This is a genomic window from Micromonospora lacuserhaii (assembly GCF_036902735.1).
Taxonomy (GTDB): Bacteria; Actinomycetota; Actinomycetes; order Mycobacteriales; family Micromonosporaceae; genus Micromonospora.
In genome coordinates this window covers 19,352-33,935 of sequence record NZ_JBAKHO010000015.1, presented here as the reverse complement: position 1 = coordinate 33,935, position 14,584 = coordinate 19,352, and the positions used below count along the sequence as shown (strand labels likewise).

The 14,584-nt window shown below is 74.3% G+C and carries 17 protein-coding genes; 10 read left to right on the top strand and 7 right to left on the bottom strand.

Annotated elements, in window-relative coordinates:
• Positions 1-146: 146 nt before the first annotated feature.
• Positions 147-524, top strand: a complete 378-nt coding sequence (ndhC, locus tag V6U81_RS13000; protein ID WP_334488559.1) for an NADH-quinone oxidoreductase subunit A — start codon at positions 147-149, stop codon at positions 522-524.
• Between the two features lie 8 nt (positions 525-532).
• On the opposite strand, the gene folP is transcribed toward ndhC, so the two are convergent.
• On the bottom strand, positions 533-1,402 hold the full coding sequence (gene folP, locus V6U81_RS12995) for a dihydropteroate synthase (RefSeq protein ID WP_334488557.1): 870 nt from the start codon (positions 1,400-1,402) through the stop codon (positions 533-535).
• Positions 1,403-1,558: 156 nt separating this feature from the next.
• Here folP and V6U81_RS12990 point away from each other — a divergent pair, with 156 nt between their 5' ends.
• Genes V6U81_RS12990 through V6U81_RS12975 form a run of 4 tightly spaced genes read left to right on the top strand, consistent with a single transcriptional unit; the run spans position 1,559 to position 3,981 of the window.
• Positions 1,559-2,263 (top strand): DivIVA domain-containing protein, encoded by a 705-nt coding sequence (locus V6U81_RS12990; protein WP_334488554.1) that lies wholly within the window; start codon positions 1,559-1,561, stop codon positions 2,261-2,263.
• Positions 2,260-2,763: an SRPBCC family protein gene (locus V6U81_RS12985; RefSeq protein WP_334488551.1), complete on the top strand. Its 504-nt coding sequence runs from the start codon at positions 2,260-2,262 to the stop codon at positions 2,761-2,763. The genes V6U81_RS12990 and V6U81_RS12985 overlap by 4 nt, the downstream gene beginning before the upstream one ends.
• Before the next feature lie 40 nt (positions 2,764-2,803).
• A complete protein-coding gene (locus V6U81_RS12980; protein WP_334488548.1) occupies positions 2,804-3,400 on the top strand; it encodes a DNA-3-methyladenine glycosylase I in 597 nt (198 codons plus the stop codon).
• Positions 3,397-3,981 (top strand): hypothetical protein, encoded by a 585-nt coding sequence (locus tag V6U81_RS12975; protein WP_334488545.1) that lies wholly within the window; start codon positions 3,397-3,399, stop codon positions 3,979-3,981. Before V6U81_RS12980 ends, V6U81_RS12975 begins: the two co-directional genes overlap by 4 nt.
• A gap of 42 nt (positions 3,982-4,023) precedes the next feature.
• Here V6U81_RS12975 and V6U81_RS12970 read toward each other — a convergent pair whose 3' ends face one another.
• Entirely contained in the window at positions 4,024-4,815 is a 792-nt protein-coding gene (locus V6U81_RS12970; protein ID WP_334488543.1) for an enoyl-CoA hydratase/isomerase family protein, read from the bottom strand.
• Between the two features lie 4 nt (positions 4,816-4,819).
• On the bottom strand, positions 4,820-5,638 hold the full coding sequence (locus tag V6U81_RS12965; RefSeq protein WP_334488541.1) for a PaaX family transcriptional regulator: 819 nt from the start codon (positions 5,636-5,638) through the stop codon (positions 4,820-4,822).
• A 190-nt stretch (positions 5,639-5,828) separates the two neighbouring features.
• Between V6U81_RS12965 and V6U81_RS12960 the strand changes: the two genes are divergently transcribed.
• Positions 5,829-5,996 carry a DUF3117 domain-containing protein gene (locus V6U81_RS12960; protein ID WP_007455245.1) on the top strand — a complete coding sequence of 56 codons (168 nt, stop codon included), beginning with the start codon at positions 5,829-5,831 and terminating at the stop codon, positions 5,994-5,996.
• A gap of 146 nt (positions 5,997-6,142) precedes the next feature.
• Positions 6,143-7,618 (top strand): leucyl aminopeptidase family protein, encoded by a 1,476-nt coding sequence (locus V6U81_RS12955; RefSeq protein ID WP_334488538.1) that lies wholly within the window; start codon positions 6,143-6,145, stop codon positions 7,616-7,618.
• A gap of 50 nt (positions 7,619-7,668) precedes the next feature.
• On the opposite strand, the gene V6U81_RS12950 is transcribed toward V6U81_RS12955, so the two are convergent.
• A complete protein-coding gene (locus tag V6U81_RS12950; protein ID WP_334488536.1) occupies positions 7,669-8,277 on the bottom strand; it encodes an O-methyltransferase in 609 nt (202 codons plus the stop codon).
• Between the two features lie 271 nt (positions 8,278-8,548).
• Here V6U81_RS12950 and V6U81_RS12945 point away from each other — a divergent pair, with 271 nt between their 5' ends.
• Entirely contained in the window at positions 8,549-9,874 is a 1,326-nt protein-coding gene (locus V6U81_RS12945; RefSeq protein ID WP_334488534.1) for a S1C family serine protease, read from the top strand.
• A 74-nt stretch (positions 9,875-9,948) separates the two neighbouring features.
• Positions 9,949-10,371, top strand: coding sequence for a twin-arginine translocase TatA/TatE family subunit (locus tag V6U81_RS12940; RefSeq protein WP_334488531.1), 423 nt, complete (start codon positions 9,949-9,951; stop codon positions 10,369-10,371).
• A 127-nt stretch (positions 10,372-10,498) separates the two neighbouring features.
• Here V6U81_RS12940 and V6U81_RS12935 read toward each other — a convergent pair whose 3' ends face one another.
• The 3 genes from V6U81_RS12935 to V6U81_RS12925 all read right to left on the bottom strand — a co-directional run bounded on the left by V6U81_RS12935 (position 10,499) and on the right by V6U81_RS12925 (position 13,672).
• Positions 10,499-11,647, bottom strand: coding sequence for an Mrp/NBP35 family ATP-binding protein (locus V6U81_RS12935; protein ID WP_334488528.1), 1,149 nt, complete (start codon positions 11,645-11,647; stop codon positions 10,499-10,501).
• 143 nt (positions 11,648-11,790) lie between these two features.
• Positions 11,791-12,393, bottom strand: a complete 603-nt coding sequence (locus V6U81_RS12930; protein ID WP_334488525.1) for a DUF1003 domain-containing protein — start codon at positions 12,391-12,393, stop codon at positions 11,791-11,793.
• Positions 12,386-13,672 carry a magnesium transporter MgtE N-terminal domain-containing protein gene (locus V6U81_RS12925; protein WP_334488523.1) on the bottom strand — a complete coding sequence of 429 codons (1,287 nt, stop codon included), beginning with the start codon at positions 13,670-13,672 and terminating at the stop codon, positions 12,386-12,388. The genes V6U81_RS12930 and V6U81_RS12925 overlap by 8 nt, the downstream gene beginning before the upstream one ends.
• A 33-nt stretch (positions 13,673-13,705) precedes the next feature.
• On the opposite strand from V6U81_RS12925, the gene V6U81_RS12920 reads away from it, so the two are divergent.
• Positions 13,706-14,575, top strand: a complete 870-nt coding sequence (locus tag V6U81_RS12920) for a PhzF family phenazine biosynthesis protein (RefSeq protein WP_334488520.1) — start codon at positions 13,706-13,708, stop codon at positions 14,573-14,575.
• The last annotated feature ends 9 nt before the right edge of the window (positions 14,576-14,584 follow it).

Genomic DNA, 14,584 nt, shown 5'->3' with positions numbered 1-14,584 from the left:
CTGTCCTCCGTGACCGTCAGTGAAGTTTCATTATTCGGCAACAGTTGCCGCAGGGCACTAGTCCGACGAGGAAACAAATCCGTAACGTGTTCGGTACTTCGCCCGATCCGGCCCGCGCCGAGCCGGTCCCGGTAGGCTCGTCGACCATGACCGGTTACCTGGGCTCGTACGCGACGCTCGGGCTCCTGCTGCTCGCTGCCGCTCTCTTCTTCGTTACGGCGTTCTCGGCCAACCGGGTGTTACGTCCTAGCCGTCCGGCTGATCCGCCAGGCAAGCTGACCAGCTACGAGTGCGGCCTCGACCCCGTCGGCGGCGACTGGGCGCAGATGCAGATCCGCTACTACGTGTACGCGTACCTGTACGTGCTGTTCGCCGTGGAGGCGGTCTTCCTCTTCCCCTGGGCGGTGGTCTTCGACCGGCCCGGTTTCGGCCTCGTCACGGTCGCCGAGATGGGCGTCTTCGTGGCCGTCGTGGCGCTGGGCATCCTCTACGCCTGGCGCAAGCGCATCCTCCGCTGGACCTGACGGCCGGCTCAGGCCAGGCCGCGGCGGGTCAGCGTCGGCGGGCGGTCGCCCCGGATGGCGGCGACCATGTCCAGCACCCGGCGGGTGGGCCGGACCTGGTGGGCGCGGAACACCTGGGCGCCGAGCCAGGCGGAGACCGCGGTCGCGGCGAGGGTTCCCTCCAGCCGCTCGGGCACCGGCAGGTCGAGCGTCTCGCCGATGAAGTCCTTGTTCGACAGCGCCACCAGCAGCGGCCAGCCGGTGCCGGAGAGCTCGTCCAGCCGGCGGGTGATCTCCAGCGAGTGCCGGGTGTTCTTGCCGAAGTCGTGCGCCGGGTCGATCAGGATGCCGTCGGGGCGTACCCCCAGGGCGACCGCGCGCTCGGCGAGCCCGGTCACCGTCGCGACCACGTCGCCGACCACGTCGTCGAAGGCGGCCCGGTGCGGGCGGGTCCGTGGCGCGAGGCCGCCGGCGTGCGAGCAGACCAGCCCGGCGCCGGTCTCCGCGGCCACCCGGGCCAGCGCCGGATCGGCACCCGACCAGGTGTCGTTGAGCAGGTCCGCGCCGGCCTCCACCGCCTCCACCGCCACCTCGGCCCGCCAGGTGTCGATCGAGATGACCACCTCGGGGAAGGCGGCCCGGACGGCGGCGATGGTGTCCACCGTCCGGCGGATCTCCTCGGCCACGTCGACCTCGTCGCCCGGGCCGGCCTTCACCCCGCCGATGTCGATGATCTCGGCGCCCTCGGTCACCGCGCGTTCCACCGCGCGCAGCGCGCTGTCCAGCCCGAACGTGGCGCCCCGGTCGAAGAACGAGTCCGGCGTCCGGTTGACGATCGCCATCACCACCAGCTCGCCCGGCGCGAACGTCCGCCCACCGAGCCGCAGCGCCCCGGCCATGCCCGCCTCCCGCCGTCACCGACCGGGTCCCCCGGCCGGTGACGACGCTATCGGAGTCCGGGCCGCCTCCGCCCGGCCGGTACGGCCCGCCAGGATCGTCGACGACGCCGGCCGTTGGGGTCGCTCGGGGACCGGTCGTCGTGCCACGATCTCTGCATGGGTCAGGTTCTGCTCGTACTGGTCGTCGCGTTGACCGTGGCGGCAGTGGTGTTCGGGGTGACGGTGCTGGTCTCCGGCCGGGATCCCGGCCTGACACCGGCCGAGCCGGACGGCCGGGCCGTCCCGCTGCCGGGCGGCCGTCCGCTGCGGGAGTCCGACGTCGGGGAGGTCCGCTTCGACACCGCCCTGCGCGGCTACCGGATGGCCCAGGTCGACGAGGCGATGCGCCGCGCCGCCTACGACATCGGCTACAAGTCCGAGCTGATCGGCGTGCTGGAGGCGGAGGTGGAGGCGCTGCGCGACGGCCGTACCGCCGACGCCGACGCGTTGCGCCGGGCCCGGGCGGAGGCCGTCGGCGACCCGGGTGTCGACGAGACCCCGGCGTACGCCGGACCGGTCGACGCGACGGCCGACGAGGACGACGCCACCGTCCTGCCGGCGGAGCCGCCCCGGCCGGCCTCGCCCGACGAGCCGCCCGCGGGCCACCTCGACGAGCCGCTCGCGGGCCACCCGGCCGAACCGGTCGGGCTGCGCGCGGATGCGCCGGACGACCCCGACCGGCGCCGCGACGAAGCCGACCGGGCCGACGCCCGAGCCGACGTGCCGGACCCGACCGCCGACGCCCGCGCCGACATGCCGGACCCGACCGCGGACCCGGTCGACGGCCGGCCCGGCGCGGTGGTCCGGTCGGAGTCGGTGTGACCAGCCCGGCGGGCGGCAGCGCCGAGGGCCTGGGCGAGGCGGCCCAGCCCGGCGCGGGGGAGTTCACCGCCACGGTGATCGTCGACGCCCCGGCGGCACGGGTCTTCGCCGCGCTGACCGCGTGGGAACGGCAGTCCGACTGGATCCCGCTCACCACGGTCCGGGTGGTCGAGGGCGACGGCGGGGAGGGCAGCCTGGTCGAGGCGGTCACCGCGCTCGGCCCGGCGGTGCTCCGCGACGAGATGCGGGTGGTCCGGGTGGACGCGCCCTACGAGGTCGGTGTGGTGCACTGCGGCAAGCTGCTGCGCGGGCCCGGTGTGCTGCGCTGCACCCCGCTGGCCCGCGACCGCACCCAGGTGGTCTGGCACGAGTGGTTCCACCTGCCCGGCGGGAAGGCCGGCCGGCTGGCCTGGCCGCTGCTCTGGCCCGGCTCCAAGGCGAGCCTCACCCTGGCGCTGAAGAAGTTCGCCCGGCTGGTCGAGCAGGGCCGCCTGCCCTGACCCGGCCCCGGTGTCGGGGGCCTGCCCTAGCGTGGACGCCGTGACTGACCTGGTGACCGGCGCCGACGGGCTGACCCGCTGCGCCTGGGGATCGAGCACCCCGGACTACGCCATCTACCACGACGAGGAGTGGGGCCGGCCGCTGCGCGGCGACGACGCGCTCTACGAGCGGCTCACCCTCGAGGCGTTCCAGTCCGGCCTGTCCTGGCTGACCATTCTGCGCAAGCGGCCGGCGTTCCGGCTCGCCTTCGACGACTTCCACCTCGAGCGGGTCGCCGAATACGGCGAGGCGGACGTGGCCCGGCTGCTGGCCGACGCGGGGATCGTCCGGAACCGGGCCAAGATCGAGGCGGCGATCGCCAACGCGCGGGCCGCGGTGGAGCTGCCCGACGGCCTCTCCGCCCTGCTCTGGTCGTACGCGCCGCCGCCCCGGGCCGCCCGGCCGGAGTCGTTCGCCCAGGTGCCCGCGCTCACCCCGGAGTCCACCGCGATGGCCAAGGCGCTCAAGAAGCGCGGCTTCCGCTTCGTCGGCCCCACCACGGCGTACGCGCTGATGCAGGCCACCGGCATGGTCGACGACCACCTCGCGGGCTGCCACGTCGCCGCCGCCGTGGCCCGTGATGGGATAAGGGCATGACCGTGACCGACCACCGCACCGGCGGGACGACCGACGCCGACGGCGGGCGGGGTGACGGCGCCTGGGCGGTGCTGCTGCCGGCCGGGCGTCTCGACGCCGAACGCCTCGTCCACCACGACACCCTGGAACTGGCCGCCCCGGCCGACCGGCACCGGCCGCGCCCCGGCGACCCGGTGGCGGTGCTGGTGGACGCCCCGCCCCGGCTGGTGGCGCTGGGCCGGGTCGCCCGGGTGGGCGCCGGCTCGCTGGTCGTGGCGTACACCCGGCGGACCCTCGACGAACCGGTGCCGGCCGACCGGGTGACCCTCGACGGGCCGGTCACCGCGCTGGACCCGGCGGCCTACCGGGAGCTGGCCGACCGGCTCGGTCCGCCGCCGCCGCGCCGGACCTGGCTGGTCAGCCTGGACCTGCCGATCGAGGCCGACTCCCGGGCCGAGGCGGTCCGGATCTTCTGGTCGTACGTGCAGGAGCTGGGCCCGGCGGAGCTGCCGGCGTTCGTCTCGCCCTCCGGCGACGAGCTGGCCATGCAGGCGTTCGTGCTGGGCGCCGAGGCCAACCAGGACCCGGAGGAGGACGACTAGCCCTCACCCGAAGCGGTGCGGCGGCCGGCAGCCCGGCCGCGTTCAGTGCCCCTCGAAGACCGGCTTCTGCTTGTTCACGAAGGCCATGGTGGCGGCCTTGTGGTCGGCGGTGGCGCCGCAGATGGACTGGGCCTGCGCCTCGGCGGCGAGGGCGTCCGCGAGGGTGCCCGCGTCGGCGATGGAGAGCTGCCGCTTGATCGCCCCGTACGCGACGGTCGGGCCGGCGGCGAGCCGGGCGGCCAGCTCCTGGGCGGTCGGCAGCACCTTCTCGTCGTCGTCGACCAGCGTGTTGAGCAGGCCCAGCCGGCAGGCCTCCTCGGCGCCGACCGGCTCGGCGAGCATCAGCAGCTCGACCGCCTTGGCGTGGCCGACCAGCCGGGGCAGCGTCCAGGAGGCGCCGGTGTCGGCAGCCAGCCCCACCCCGGCGAAGGCCATCAGGAACTTCGTCCGGGGGCCGCCGATCCGGAAGTCGGCGAGGAACGCCAGCGACGCGCCCGCCCCGGCGGCCATCCCGCGGACCGCGGCCACCACCGGCTTGGGCAGGTTGGCCAGCCGGGCGGCGATCGGGTTGTAGTGCGCCCGCACGGTGTCCAGCGGGTTGGCGGTGGCCGACTCCAGGGTCTGCACGTGCTCGCGCAGGTCCTGGCCGGCGCTGAAGGAGCCGCCCGCCCCGGCCAGCACCACCGCGCGGCAGGACCGGTCGGACTCCAGCTCGGCCAAGGCGTCCCGGAGCGCCTCCTTGAGGGCCACGTCGAGCGAGTTCATCGCCGTCGGGCGGTTCAGCGTCAGGGTGACCACGGCGTCGGTGCGGTCGACGAGCAGCGGCTCGGTCACGTTCTCAACGACCCTTCTGTCGGGCGGTGCGGTTGCTGGCGTCGAGGCAGTGCTCGACGTACCGGTCGGCGGCCGGCCGGAGCCGGGCCGCGTGCCGGTCGAAGAAGCTGGCCGCGGCGGTGCCGGGCCAGCGCTCCGGGAGCAGCGCCGGCGGCAGCTGCGGGTCCCGGAAGAGGAAGGTACGCCACGCGTGCACCAGCCGGAACCGGGCCGCGTACGCCTCCTCGTCGCCGCTGCGCACGGTGACGCCGGCCAGCAGCGGCCGCTGCTCGTCGACGAACCGCTCGTACGCGTACCCGATCTCGGTGAGGTCCCAGGCCCGGCGGACCACGCCCATCGCGCCGGGGGTGCCGGCGGCGTGCGCGGCGGTGAACCGCTCGTAGCAGACGCCGGCCTCCTCCAGCAGCATGTCGACGTCCTCGCTGGGCCGGGTCGCCACCCAGGTGTGCTCGTCGAGGGTGCCGTAGCCGAGGAAGCTCAGGTTCGCGGCGAGCCGCTGCCGGTCCCGGCGGGCCGTCGGGGTCTCCAGCACGAGCAGGTCGAACCGGCCGTCCCAGGTGATCCGGCCCGTGCGGTAGATCCGGGCGCCCGCCTCGTCGAGTCGCCGGGCCGCCTTTGGTGTGATCGAATATCCCGGTCCGGTGGCGAGGCGGAGCGGGTCGAGCCAGCCCTGGCGCACCATGCGGGAGACCGCGGTGCGCACGGCCGGAGGTGCGATTCCCAGCGGCGCGAGCAGCTTGACCAGGGCGGCAACCGGCGCGCGGCCACCCCTGGGTCGGAGGTAGTCGCCGTACAGGTCGAAGAGTGCCGACCGTGCCTGCATGACCGCACATTGTGACAGGCCTATCCAAGATAAGCTAGATGCTGTTACATCAATGCTGCTTCGGTTTGGGTCCGGCGGTGTTCATCAGGGAAAATCGTTGGTCGACGCCCCCGTGCACGTTGCGGGTGGTCATGACGAAGTGGCTGTGGGGCAACCCACCGACCCTGGTGTAGGTCTGAGGGGAGACAACATGGCGGCGATGAAGCCGCGGACGGGCGACGGTCCGCTGGAAGTCACCAAGGAGGGCCGGGGCATCGTCATGCGAGTCCCGCTGGAGGGCGGTGGCCGGCTCGTCGTCGAGATGACTCCCGACGAGGCCAACGCGCTCGGTGACGCGCTGAAGGCGGCTGCCGGCTGAGCGAACGACGGTCCACGCGGCGTCCGCCGCACGGACAGGTCGTCATACCCTGAGCCACCGGCATCGCCGGTGGCTCAGGGCCTTCAGCGTCCCCTGCGGGGCACCGATTTCCCGCACCACGATCAATTCCGGAGGTACGGTCGAGCGTGCTCGCCATCCGTCTGACAGCCGGCCCCGGCCGGCTGGACACCCTCGTCCTGCCCGTGCACACCGGTGCCGCGACCGACGGGGGCGACGCCCCGGCGACGCTGGCCCCGACCGGCTCGGCCCTGCCCGACGGGGTGTCGGCGGAGGCGGCCGCCCTGCTGCCCGCCGCCCGGCTGACCGGCCGGGCCGGGGAGACCTACCGGCACCTGCGTCCGACCCGCACCCCGGGCCGGCTGCTGCTGCTCGGCGTCGGCGAGGGCACCGACCGGCACTGGCGAACCGCCGGGGCCGCCCTGGCCCGCGCCGCGTCGGATGAGACGCACATCACTCTGGCACTTCCCGCCGACGCCGCCGAGGGGACCGTCCGGGCGCTCGTCGAGGGGCTGCTGCTCGCCTCCTACCGGTTCCGGATGACCGACGCCGGGGAACGGCCCGCGCTGGCCGAGGTCGAACTGCTCGCCACCGACCCGGACGGGTACCGCGACGCGGTCGACACCGCCCGCACCACCGCCGAGATGACCCGGTTCGCCCGGGACCTCACCAACACCCCGTCCTCGGTCAAGAACCCGCAGTGGTTCGCCGCGCAGGTCGAGGCCGCCGCGGCCGACCTTCCCGACCTGCACCTGCGGGTACGCGGGCCGGAGGAACTGGCGGCCGAGGGCTTCGGGGGGATCCTCGCCGTCGGTGGTGGCTCGGCGAGCCCACCCCGCCTGGTCGAGCTGGACTGGCGGCCGGCCGACGCCCGTACCCACGTGGTCCTGGTCGGCAAGGGGATCACCTTCGACACCGGCGGCATCTCGATCAAGCCGGTGCCGGCGATGAAGCTGATGCGCAAGGACATGGCCGGCGCTGCCGCGGTCGTCGCGGCCACCCTGGGCGCCGCCGCGCTGCGCCTGCCGGTCCGGGTGACCACCCTCGCCCCGCTGGCGGAGAACATGGTCAGCGGCTCGGCCTTCCGGCCCGGCGACATCATCCGGCACTACGACGGCACCACCAGCGAGACCACCAACTCCGACGCCGAGGGGCGGCTGGTGCTCGCCGACGCCCTGGCGTACGCCGCCCGGGAGCTGGCCCCCGACCTGCTGGTCGACCTGGCCACCCTGACCGGCGCCAACGCGGTCGCGCTCGGCAAGCGGCACGGCGCCCTCTACAGCGAGAACGACCAGCTCGCCGCCGACCTGCTCGCCGCGATCGACGCCGCCGGCGAGGCCGCCTGGCGGATGCCGCTGCCCGCCGACTACCTGGAACACCTCGGCAGCGACCTGGCCGACCTGCACAGCTCCCCGGACCGGGGCGCCGGCTCGGTGATCGCCGCGCTCTACCTGCGCGAGTTCACCGGCGACACGCGCGACCGCTGGCTGCACATCGACATGTCCGCGCCCTCCTGGGCCGACGGGGACGACGCCGAGCTGACCCGGGGCGCGACCGGCTGGGGCGTACGCGGACTGCTGCGCTGGCTGGGCACGCTGAGCTGAGCCGGCGGTCGGACCGGGCCCCCGGCGGGCCCGGTCAGCGGGTCAGCGGCTCAGCACTTCACCGCGGCCAGCAGGCCGTCGCCGACCGGCAGCAGGGCCGGGGTCCAGTGCTCGGACTCCCGGAGCGCCTTGATGGTCTCCCGGACGGTCACCGTGTCGGTGTCCCGGGCGGCCGGGTCGCCGATCCGGCCGCCGGCCAGGGTGCCGTGCAGGGCGAGCACCCCGCCCGGGCGCAGCAGCCGCAGCGCGGCGTCCACGTACGCGGCGAACCCGGTCGGCTCGGCGTCGACGAAGATCAGGTCGTACGCGCCGTCGGCGAGCCGGGGCAGCACGTCCAGCGCCCGCCCGGTGATGATCCGGGTACGCCCGGACGGGAAGCCCGCCTCGACGAGGATCCGTCGGGCGATCCGCTGGTGCTCGACCTCCAGGTCGATGGTGGTGAGCACCCCGTCGGCGCGCATCCCGCGCAGCAGCCAGACGCCGCTCACCCCGGTGCCGGTGCCGATCTCCACCACCGCGCGGGCGTTGCCGGCCGCGGCGAGCAGGCGCAACGCCGCCCCGACGCCCGGGGTCACCGCGTCGAGGCCCACCTCCCGGGCGAGGCTGCGGGCGGTCCGCAGCACGAGGTCCTCGCCGACGTACGACTCGGCGAACTGCAACGCCTGCGCCGTCGGGTTGCCGGAACTGGCGACCGTGGCGATGGGACACCTCCGGGCGGCGGGAGTGGTGCGAGGGGCGGGTTGGCGCTATGAGCCTAGAGGCGAGGCTTCCGGCGTGCAGCCGCGCGTCCACCGCTGACGATCACGCCCGGCCAAGAGCTGACTTCACTCGGCGCATCCGTGCAATCCTGGATGCGGTACCCCACGCGTCACGCCGGACCCCTCTCCCGGCGCGGCCCGGGGGACCGGGGGACGGAGTGGAGGCACCGACGTGACCGACGGCTGGGACTGGCGCCAGCCCGGCGGGAGCCCGGCACCGGCGGGACCGCCGGCCGGGACACCGCCGGTGGGGCCGCCGACGGTGCCGCACGGCGCCGCGGCAGGCACGACATCACCGTGGTGGTCCGACGCGCTCGCCGACCCGTGGCGGGACCCGTACGCGCCGGCTGCGGTGGTGATCCCCATGGCGCCCGTCGCCGGGGCGGCGCCGGAGCCGGTCACCGACCCGGACGCGCCGGGCCGGCCGAAGCTGCGCCAGCTCCTGCTGATCCCGTTGATCACCGCGCTGCTCGCCGGCGCCCTGGGCGGTGCCCTGGGGTACGCCTTCGCGGTCCGCGGCGGGGCCGGCGCGGGAGTGGCCCTGGGCGCCCGTCCCGCCGAGGCGCCGGCGCTGGCCCAGCGCCGCCCGGAGTCGCTGGCCGGAGTCGCCGAGAAGGTCCTGCCCAGCGTGGTGACCGTGCGGGTGGCCAGCCTGGGCGGCACCAGCGAGGGTTCCGGCTTCGTCGTCAGCGCCGACGGCCACGTGATCACCAACGACCACGTGGTGGCCGGTGGCACCGGCAAGGCGTCGGTGGTCTTCAACGACGGCAGCACCGCCCCGGCCACCGTGGTCGGCCAGGACCCGGAATCCGACATCGCGGTGATCAAGGTGAACCGCAGCGGGCTGCGCCCGATCGAGTTCGGCGACTCCGACGCGCTCGCCGTCGGCGACCCGGTGCTCGCGATCGGTTCGCCGCTGTCGCTGGCCAACACCGTCACCGCCGGCATCGTCAGCGCCCTGGACCGGACCATGCAGGCCGGCGAGCCGGGCGGCCCGGTGCGCTACTACGCGGCCATCCAGACCGACGCGGCGGTCAACCACGGCAACTCCGGCGGGCCGCTGGTCGACGCCGCCGGCCGGGTGATCGGGGTCAACTCGACGATCAAGTCGCTGGTCGCCGAGGGGCAGGAGGCGGGCAACATCGGCCTCGCCTTCGCCATCCCGATCAACCAGGCCAAGCGGGTCACCCAGGACATCATCGGCACCGGCAAGGCCCGGCGTACGGTGATCGGCGCCCAGGTGGGCGGTACCGGCACGGTCACCACGGTCGGCAGCGGCGTACGGCTGGCCGCGGTGGAGCCGTCCGGCCCGGCGGCCGGGGCGGGCCTGAAGGCCGGGGACGTGATCCTGAAGCTCAACGGCCGGCCGATGACCGAACCGACCGATCTGATCGCCCTGGTCCGCAAGTACGCCCCGGGCTCGGTGGTGACGGTGGAGTACCGGCGCGGCGCTAGCCGGCAGAACACCTCCGTGACGCTCGCCGCAGACGCCAAGTGAGGGCCGGTCACCCCCTCCCGAAGCGGCGCGCGACGTGCGTAGTCTTGGCCTGACGCCGACGAGGAGGCCCAGCAGTGCTCGACAACCTGAACTGGTGGGAGATCGGTGCGCTGCTGCTCCTGGCGCTGCTGATCTTCGGTGACCGGCTGCCCAACGTGATCAACGACGGGCTGCGGATGGTGCGCAACCTGCGGAACATGGCCCGCAACGCCACCGGCGACCTGAGTCGTGAGCTGGGCACCGACATCCAGTTGGAGGATCTGCACCCCAAGGCGTTCATCCGCAAGCACCTGCTCAGCGAGGAGGACGAGCAGGCGATCCGGAAGCCGCTGCAGGGTGTCTACGACAACCTCCGCGCGGACGTCACGGGCGTGCACAACGAGCTCAAGGACGTCGCGAACGCCGCGGACCCGCGTGCCAACGGCCGCCGCCCCGGCACCGCCACCGGCGGCGCTCCCGCCCCGGCCCCCCGCCCCAGCTACGACGACGCCACCTGACCCACCGGCGCCGCGTCGCACCCCCGAGGGCCGTCCTGGCCCGCACTTACTCGCAGAAGAGGGGCCTCCCGAGCTCGGGAGGCCCCTCTTTGCGTGTATGCGTGTGGATCCTGGCGGGTGTGGTGGGTCAGCGGCCGGCGGGCTTGAGGCCGAGCGGCTTGCCGAGCAGCGACTCGCGGCGCAGGGCGAGCCGGTCGGCGATCTGGTTCAGCGCCTTCGCGGCCGGGGACTCCGGCTCGGCGACCACGATCGGGTTGCCGGCGTCGCCGCCCTCCCGGACCCGGGTGTCCAGCGGGATCTGACCCAGCAGCGGCACCTGGGCGCCGATCGTCCGGCTCAGCGACTCGGCGACGGTCTGCCCGCCGCCGGCGCCGAAGAGCTCCATCCGCGAGCCGTCCGGCAGCTCCAGCCAGGACATGTTCTCGATCACACCGACCACCCGCTGGTGGGTCTGCAGGGCGATCGCGCCGGCCCGCTCGGCGACCTCGGCGGCCGCGGCCTGCGGTGTGGTCACCACCAGGATCTCGGAGTTCGGCAGCAGCTGGGCCAGAGAGATGGCCACGTCGCCGGTGCCCGGCGGCAGGTCGAGCAGGAGAACGTCCAGGTCGCCCCAGTAGACGTCGGCGAGGAACTGCTGCAACGCCCGGTGCAGCATCGGGCCGCGCCACACCACGGCGGCGTTGCCCGAGGTGAACATGCCGATCGAGATGACCTTCACGCCGTGCGCCTGCGGCGGCATGATCATGTCTTCCACCCGGGTCGGGCGGCCGTCCGCGCCGAGCATCCGGGGCACCGAGTGGCCGTAGATGTCGGCGTCCACCACCCCGACGGAGAGGCCGCGGGCGGCCAGCGCGGCGGCCAGGTTCACGGTGACGCTGGACTTGCCGACCCCGCCCTTGCCGCTGGCCACCGCGTAGACGCGGGTGCGGGAGCCGGGCTGGGCGAACGGGATGACCGGCTCGTCGGCGGCGCCCCCGCCGCGCAGCTTGGCCTGGAGGCCCTGGCGCTGCTCGGGGCTCATCACGCCGAACTCGATCTCGACACCGGTCACGCCGGGAACCGCCCCGACGGCGGCGGTGATGTCGTTGCGCAGCTTGTCCTTCAGCGGGCAGCCGGCGACAGTGAGCAGCAGCTCGACGCGGACGACGCCGTCGTCGCCGACCTCGGCGGAGCGGACCATGCCCAATTCGGTGATGGGCCGGCGGATCTCCGGGTCGTTGACGGTGGCCAGCGCGGCCTGGATCGCGTCGGAGACGGTGCTGACGGGTGCTGACATGCCCGCAATGCTACGTCGGCGGTGATCCGCCACCGCCGCCCGAGGGGGCGTGGTGTGAGCGAATCGATGACCGGGTCGCACGCGTCCGGGGCCCACCGGGCGGACGGGACATCCGGCGGCAGACCCGGCGGCGAGCGTGCCGGTCAGCCCTCCGGGCGGCCGTCCCGGGCGAAGTCGCCGTCCAGCTCGTCCCGGGGCTCGTCGAGCGGCTCCGTGCTGCGGCGCTGGGCCCGCTCCTGCTGCCGCCGCTCCAGCTTCTGCCGGCGCTGCGCCGCCTCGTCCAGCTCCTCGGCCAGCCGGGCCAGCTCCGAGCGGAGGAAGTCCCGGGTGGCCACCTCGCCCATCGCGATCCGCAACGCGGCGATCTCCCGGGCCAGGTACTCGGTGTCCGCCTTCTGCAGGGTGGCCCGCCGCCGGTCCTCCTCCAGCGACACCCGGTCCCGGTCGGCCTGCCGGTTCTGCGCGAGCAGGATCAGCGGGGCCGCGTACGACGCCTGCAACGACAGAACCAGGGTCAGGAAGGTGAAGGTGTACGGGTCGAAGCGCAGGTCCGCCGGGGCCAGGGTGTTCCAGCCGAACCAGGCGGCGATCACCACCGTCATGTAGACGATGAAGTTCGCCGTGCCCATGCCCCGGGCGATCCCCTCCGACCAGCGGCCGAAGGCCTCCGGGTCGAAGCGCGGCAGCTTGACGCCGCGGGGCTCGCGCGGCTGGTCCAGCCGCTCGGCCCGCCGCTGCTCAGCCATCTGTGCCGTCCAGGACGGCGTCGGTGGGGGTCGGGCCCGGTATGGCGTCCCGGTCACGCCAGTCGCGGGGCAGTGAATGGTCCAGCACGTCGTCCACGGTGACCGCGCCGACCAGGCGCATGCTGCGGTCCACCACCGGCATGGCGACCAGGTCGTAGGTGGCCATCCGGCGGGTGATCTCGGGCAGCGGCGTGGTCGGCCGGAGCGGGTCGATGTCGTTGACCACCACCCCGCCGAGCAGGTCGGCCGGAGGCTCGCGGAGCAGCCGCTGGAAGTGCACCATGCCCAGGTAGCGCCCGGTCGGGGTGGTCATCGGCGCGCGGGTCACGAAGACCTGCGCGGCGACCGCCGGCGACAGCTGCTCCTCCCGGATCCGGGCCAGCGCCTCGGCGACGGTGGCGTCCGGCGGCAGGATCACCGGCTCCGAGGTCATCACGCTGCCGGCGGTGCCGGAGGCGTACCGCAGGAGCTGGCGGACCGGGTCGGCCTCGTCCGGCTCCATCAGGTCGAGCAGCACGTCCTGCTCCGGCGGGGGCAGCTCGTTGAGCAGGTCGGCGGCGTCGTCCGGGTCCATCTCCTCCAGCACGTCGGCGGCCCGTTCCCGGTCCAGGGCGGCCAGGATCTCCACCTGGTCGTGCTCGGGCAGCTCGCTGAGCACGTCGGCGAGGCGCTCGTCGTCCAGGGCCGCGGCGACCTCGTTGCGCCGCGCGTCGGGCAGGTCCTGCAACGCGTTGGCCAGGTCGGCGGGGCGCATGTCCTCCAGGACGGCGAGCAGGTTCGCCGTACCCCGGTTGTCGGCGATGCCGCTGAGCCCGCGCACCCGGTCCCACTCGACCTGGTGCAGATGGCCGCGGCGGGTGAGCCGGCTGGCCTGCTCGCGGACCGCGACCCGGGACAGCGACCACTCGCCGCCACGGCTGCGCTCCATGGCCACGTCGACCACCGCGCCGGGCTGGCCGCCCGGTTCGAGCTGGACCCGCCGGTCCAGCAGCTCCTGGAGGACGAGCAGTTCGTTCGGGCGCTTCTCGAAGCGGCGCAGGTTGAGGGTGCCGCTGCCGAGGACGACCGCCTCGGCGTCGATGGAGGTGATCCGGTTGATGGACAGGAAGATCCGCCGGCGCATCGGCATCTCGGCGACCAGGCCGACCACCTCGGGCGGACGCTGGGTCGGCCGGATCCGGGCCACGGCGTCGCGGACCCGCCCCACCTGGTCGCCGTTGGGGTCGAAGACGGCGACTCCGGCGAGTCGTGCGATGTAGACCCGGTTCGGCGTGCTCACGGGCACCAGCCTAAGCGCCTAGTGTTTATCAACATGTCGACCTTGGCCTACGAGATCGTGGACGTGTTCACCGACCGCCCCTTCGCCGGCAACCCGCTGGCCGTGGTGTTCGGCGCCGAAGGGCTGGCCACCGAACAGATGCAGGCGCTCGCGGTGGAGTTCAACCTGTCGGAAACGGTGTTCGTGCTGCCACCGACCCAGGTCGGCGCCACCTACCGGGCCCGGATCTTCACCCCGGCGGCGGAACTGCCCTTCGCCGGGCACCCCAGTGTCGGCGCCGCGGTCACCGCCAGCCGGCGCGGGATGTTCGGTGTGGGCAGTGTCACTCAGGAGTGCGGTGCCGGGGTGCTCCCGATCGAGGTGACCGCCACCGGCGCCACCCTGACCGGTGGCACGCCCACCCTCGGCCCCGAACTCGACCCGGAGCAGCTGCTGGAGATGGCCGGCCTGACCGCCGCCGACCACACCGGCCCGGCGCCTCGGGTGGCCGGCTGCGGGCTGGAGTTCCCCTACCTGCCGGTCCGCCCGGACGCGGTGTCCCGCGCCAGGGTGAACCCGGCGGCGGCGGAGCGGTACGGGGTGGAGCACGTCAGCGTCTTCTCCTGGGACGCCGGGACGCAAACCGCGCACGCCCGCGTCTTCGTGCCGGGGCTCGGTGTCCCGGAGGACCCGGCGACCGGCTCGGCCGCCCTCGGCCTGGGCGTCTGGCTGGTCGCCAGCGGTCTGCTCCCCGGCGACGGCACCTCGACGTACGCGGTCCGCCAGGGCATCGAGATCCACCGGCCGTCCGCGCTGGCCTGCACGGTGACCGCGGCCGACGGGGCGGCGGTCGGCGCCACGGTCTCGGGCCAGGTGATGGCGGTGGCCCGGGGCGAGATCCTGATCCCGCCGTTCGTCGGCTGACCGGCACGG

What these genes read in the sequence shown, in the direction of transcription:
- ndhC (WP_334488559.1), top strand. Translation starts at nt 147, where the DNA reads ATGACCGGTTACCTGGGCTCGTACGCGACGCTCGGGCTCCTGCTGCTC.
- folP (WP_334488557.1), bottom strand. Translation starts at nt 1,402, where the DNA reads ATGGCCGGGGCGCTGCGGCTCGGTGGGCGGACGTTCGCGCCGGGCGAG.
- V6U81_RS12990 (WP_334488554.1), top strand. Translation starts at nt 1,559, where the DNA reads ATGGGTCAGGTTCTGCTCGTACTGGTCGTCGCGTTGACCGTGGCGGCA.
- V6U81_RS12975 (WP_334488545.1), top strand. Translation starts at nt 3,397, where the DNA reads ATGACCGTGACCGACCACCGCACCGGCGGGACGACCGACGCCGACGGC.
- V6U81_RS12965 (WP_334488541.1), bottom strand. Translation starts at nt 5,638, where the DNA reads ATGCAGGCACGGTCGGCACTCTTCGACCTGTACGGCGACTACCTCCGA.
- V6U81_RS12960 (WP_007455245.1), top strand. Translation starts at nt 5,829, where the DNA reads ATGGCGGCGATGAAGCCGCGGACGGGCGACGGTCCGCTGGAAGTCACC.
- V6U81_RS12935 (WP_334488528.1), bottom strand. Translation starts at nt 11,647, where the DNA reads ATGTCAGCACCCGTCAGCACCGTCTCCGACGCGATCCAGGCCGCGCTG.
- V6U81_RS12930 (WP_334488525.1), bottom strand. Translation starts at nt 12,393, where the DNA reads ATGGCTGAGCAGCGGCGGGCCGAGCGGCTGGACCAGCCGCGCGAGCCC.
- V6U81_RS12920 (WP_334488520.1), top strand. Translation starts at nt 13,706, where the DNA reads ATGTCGACCTTGGCCTACGAGATCGTGGACGTGTTCACCGACCGCCCC.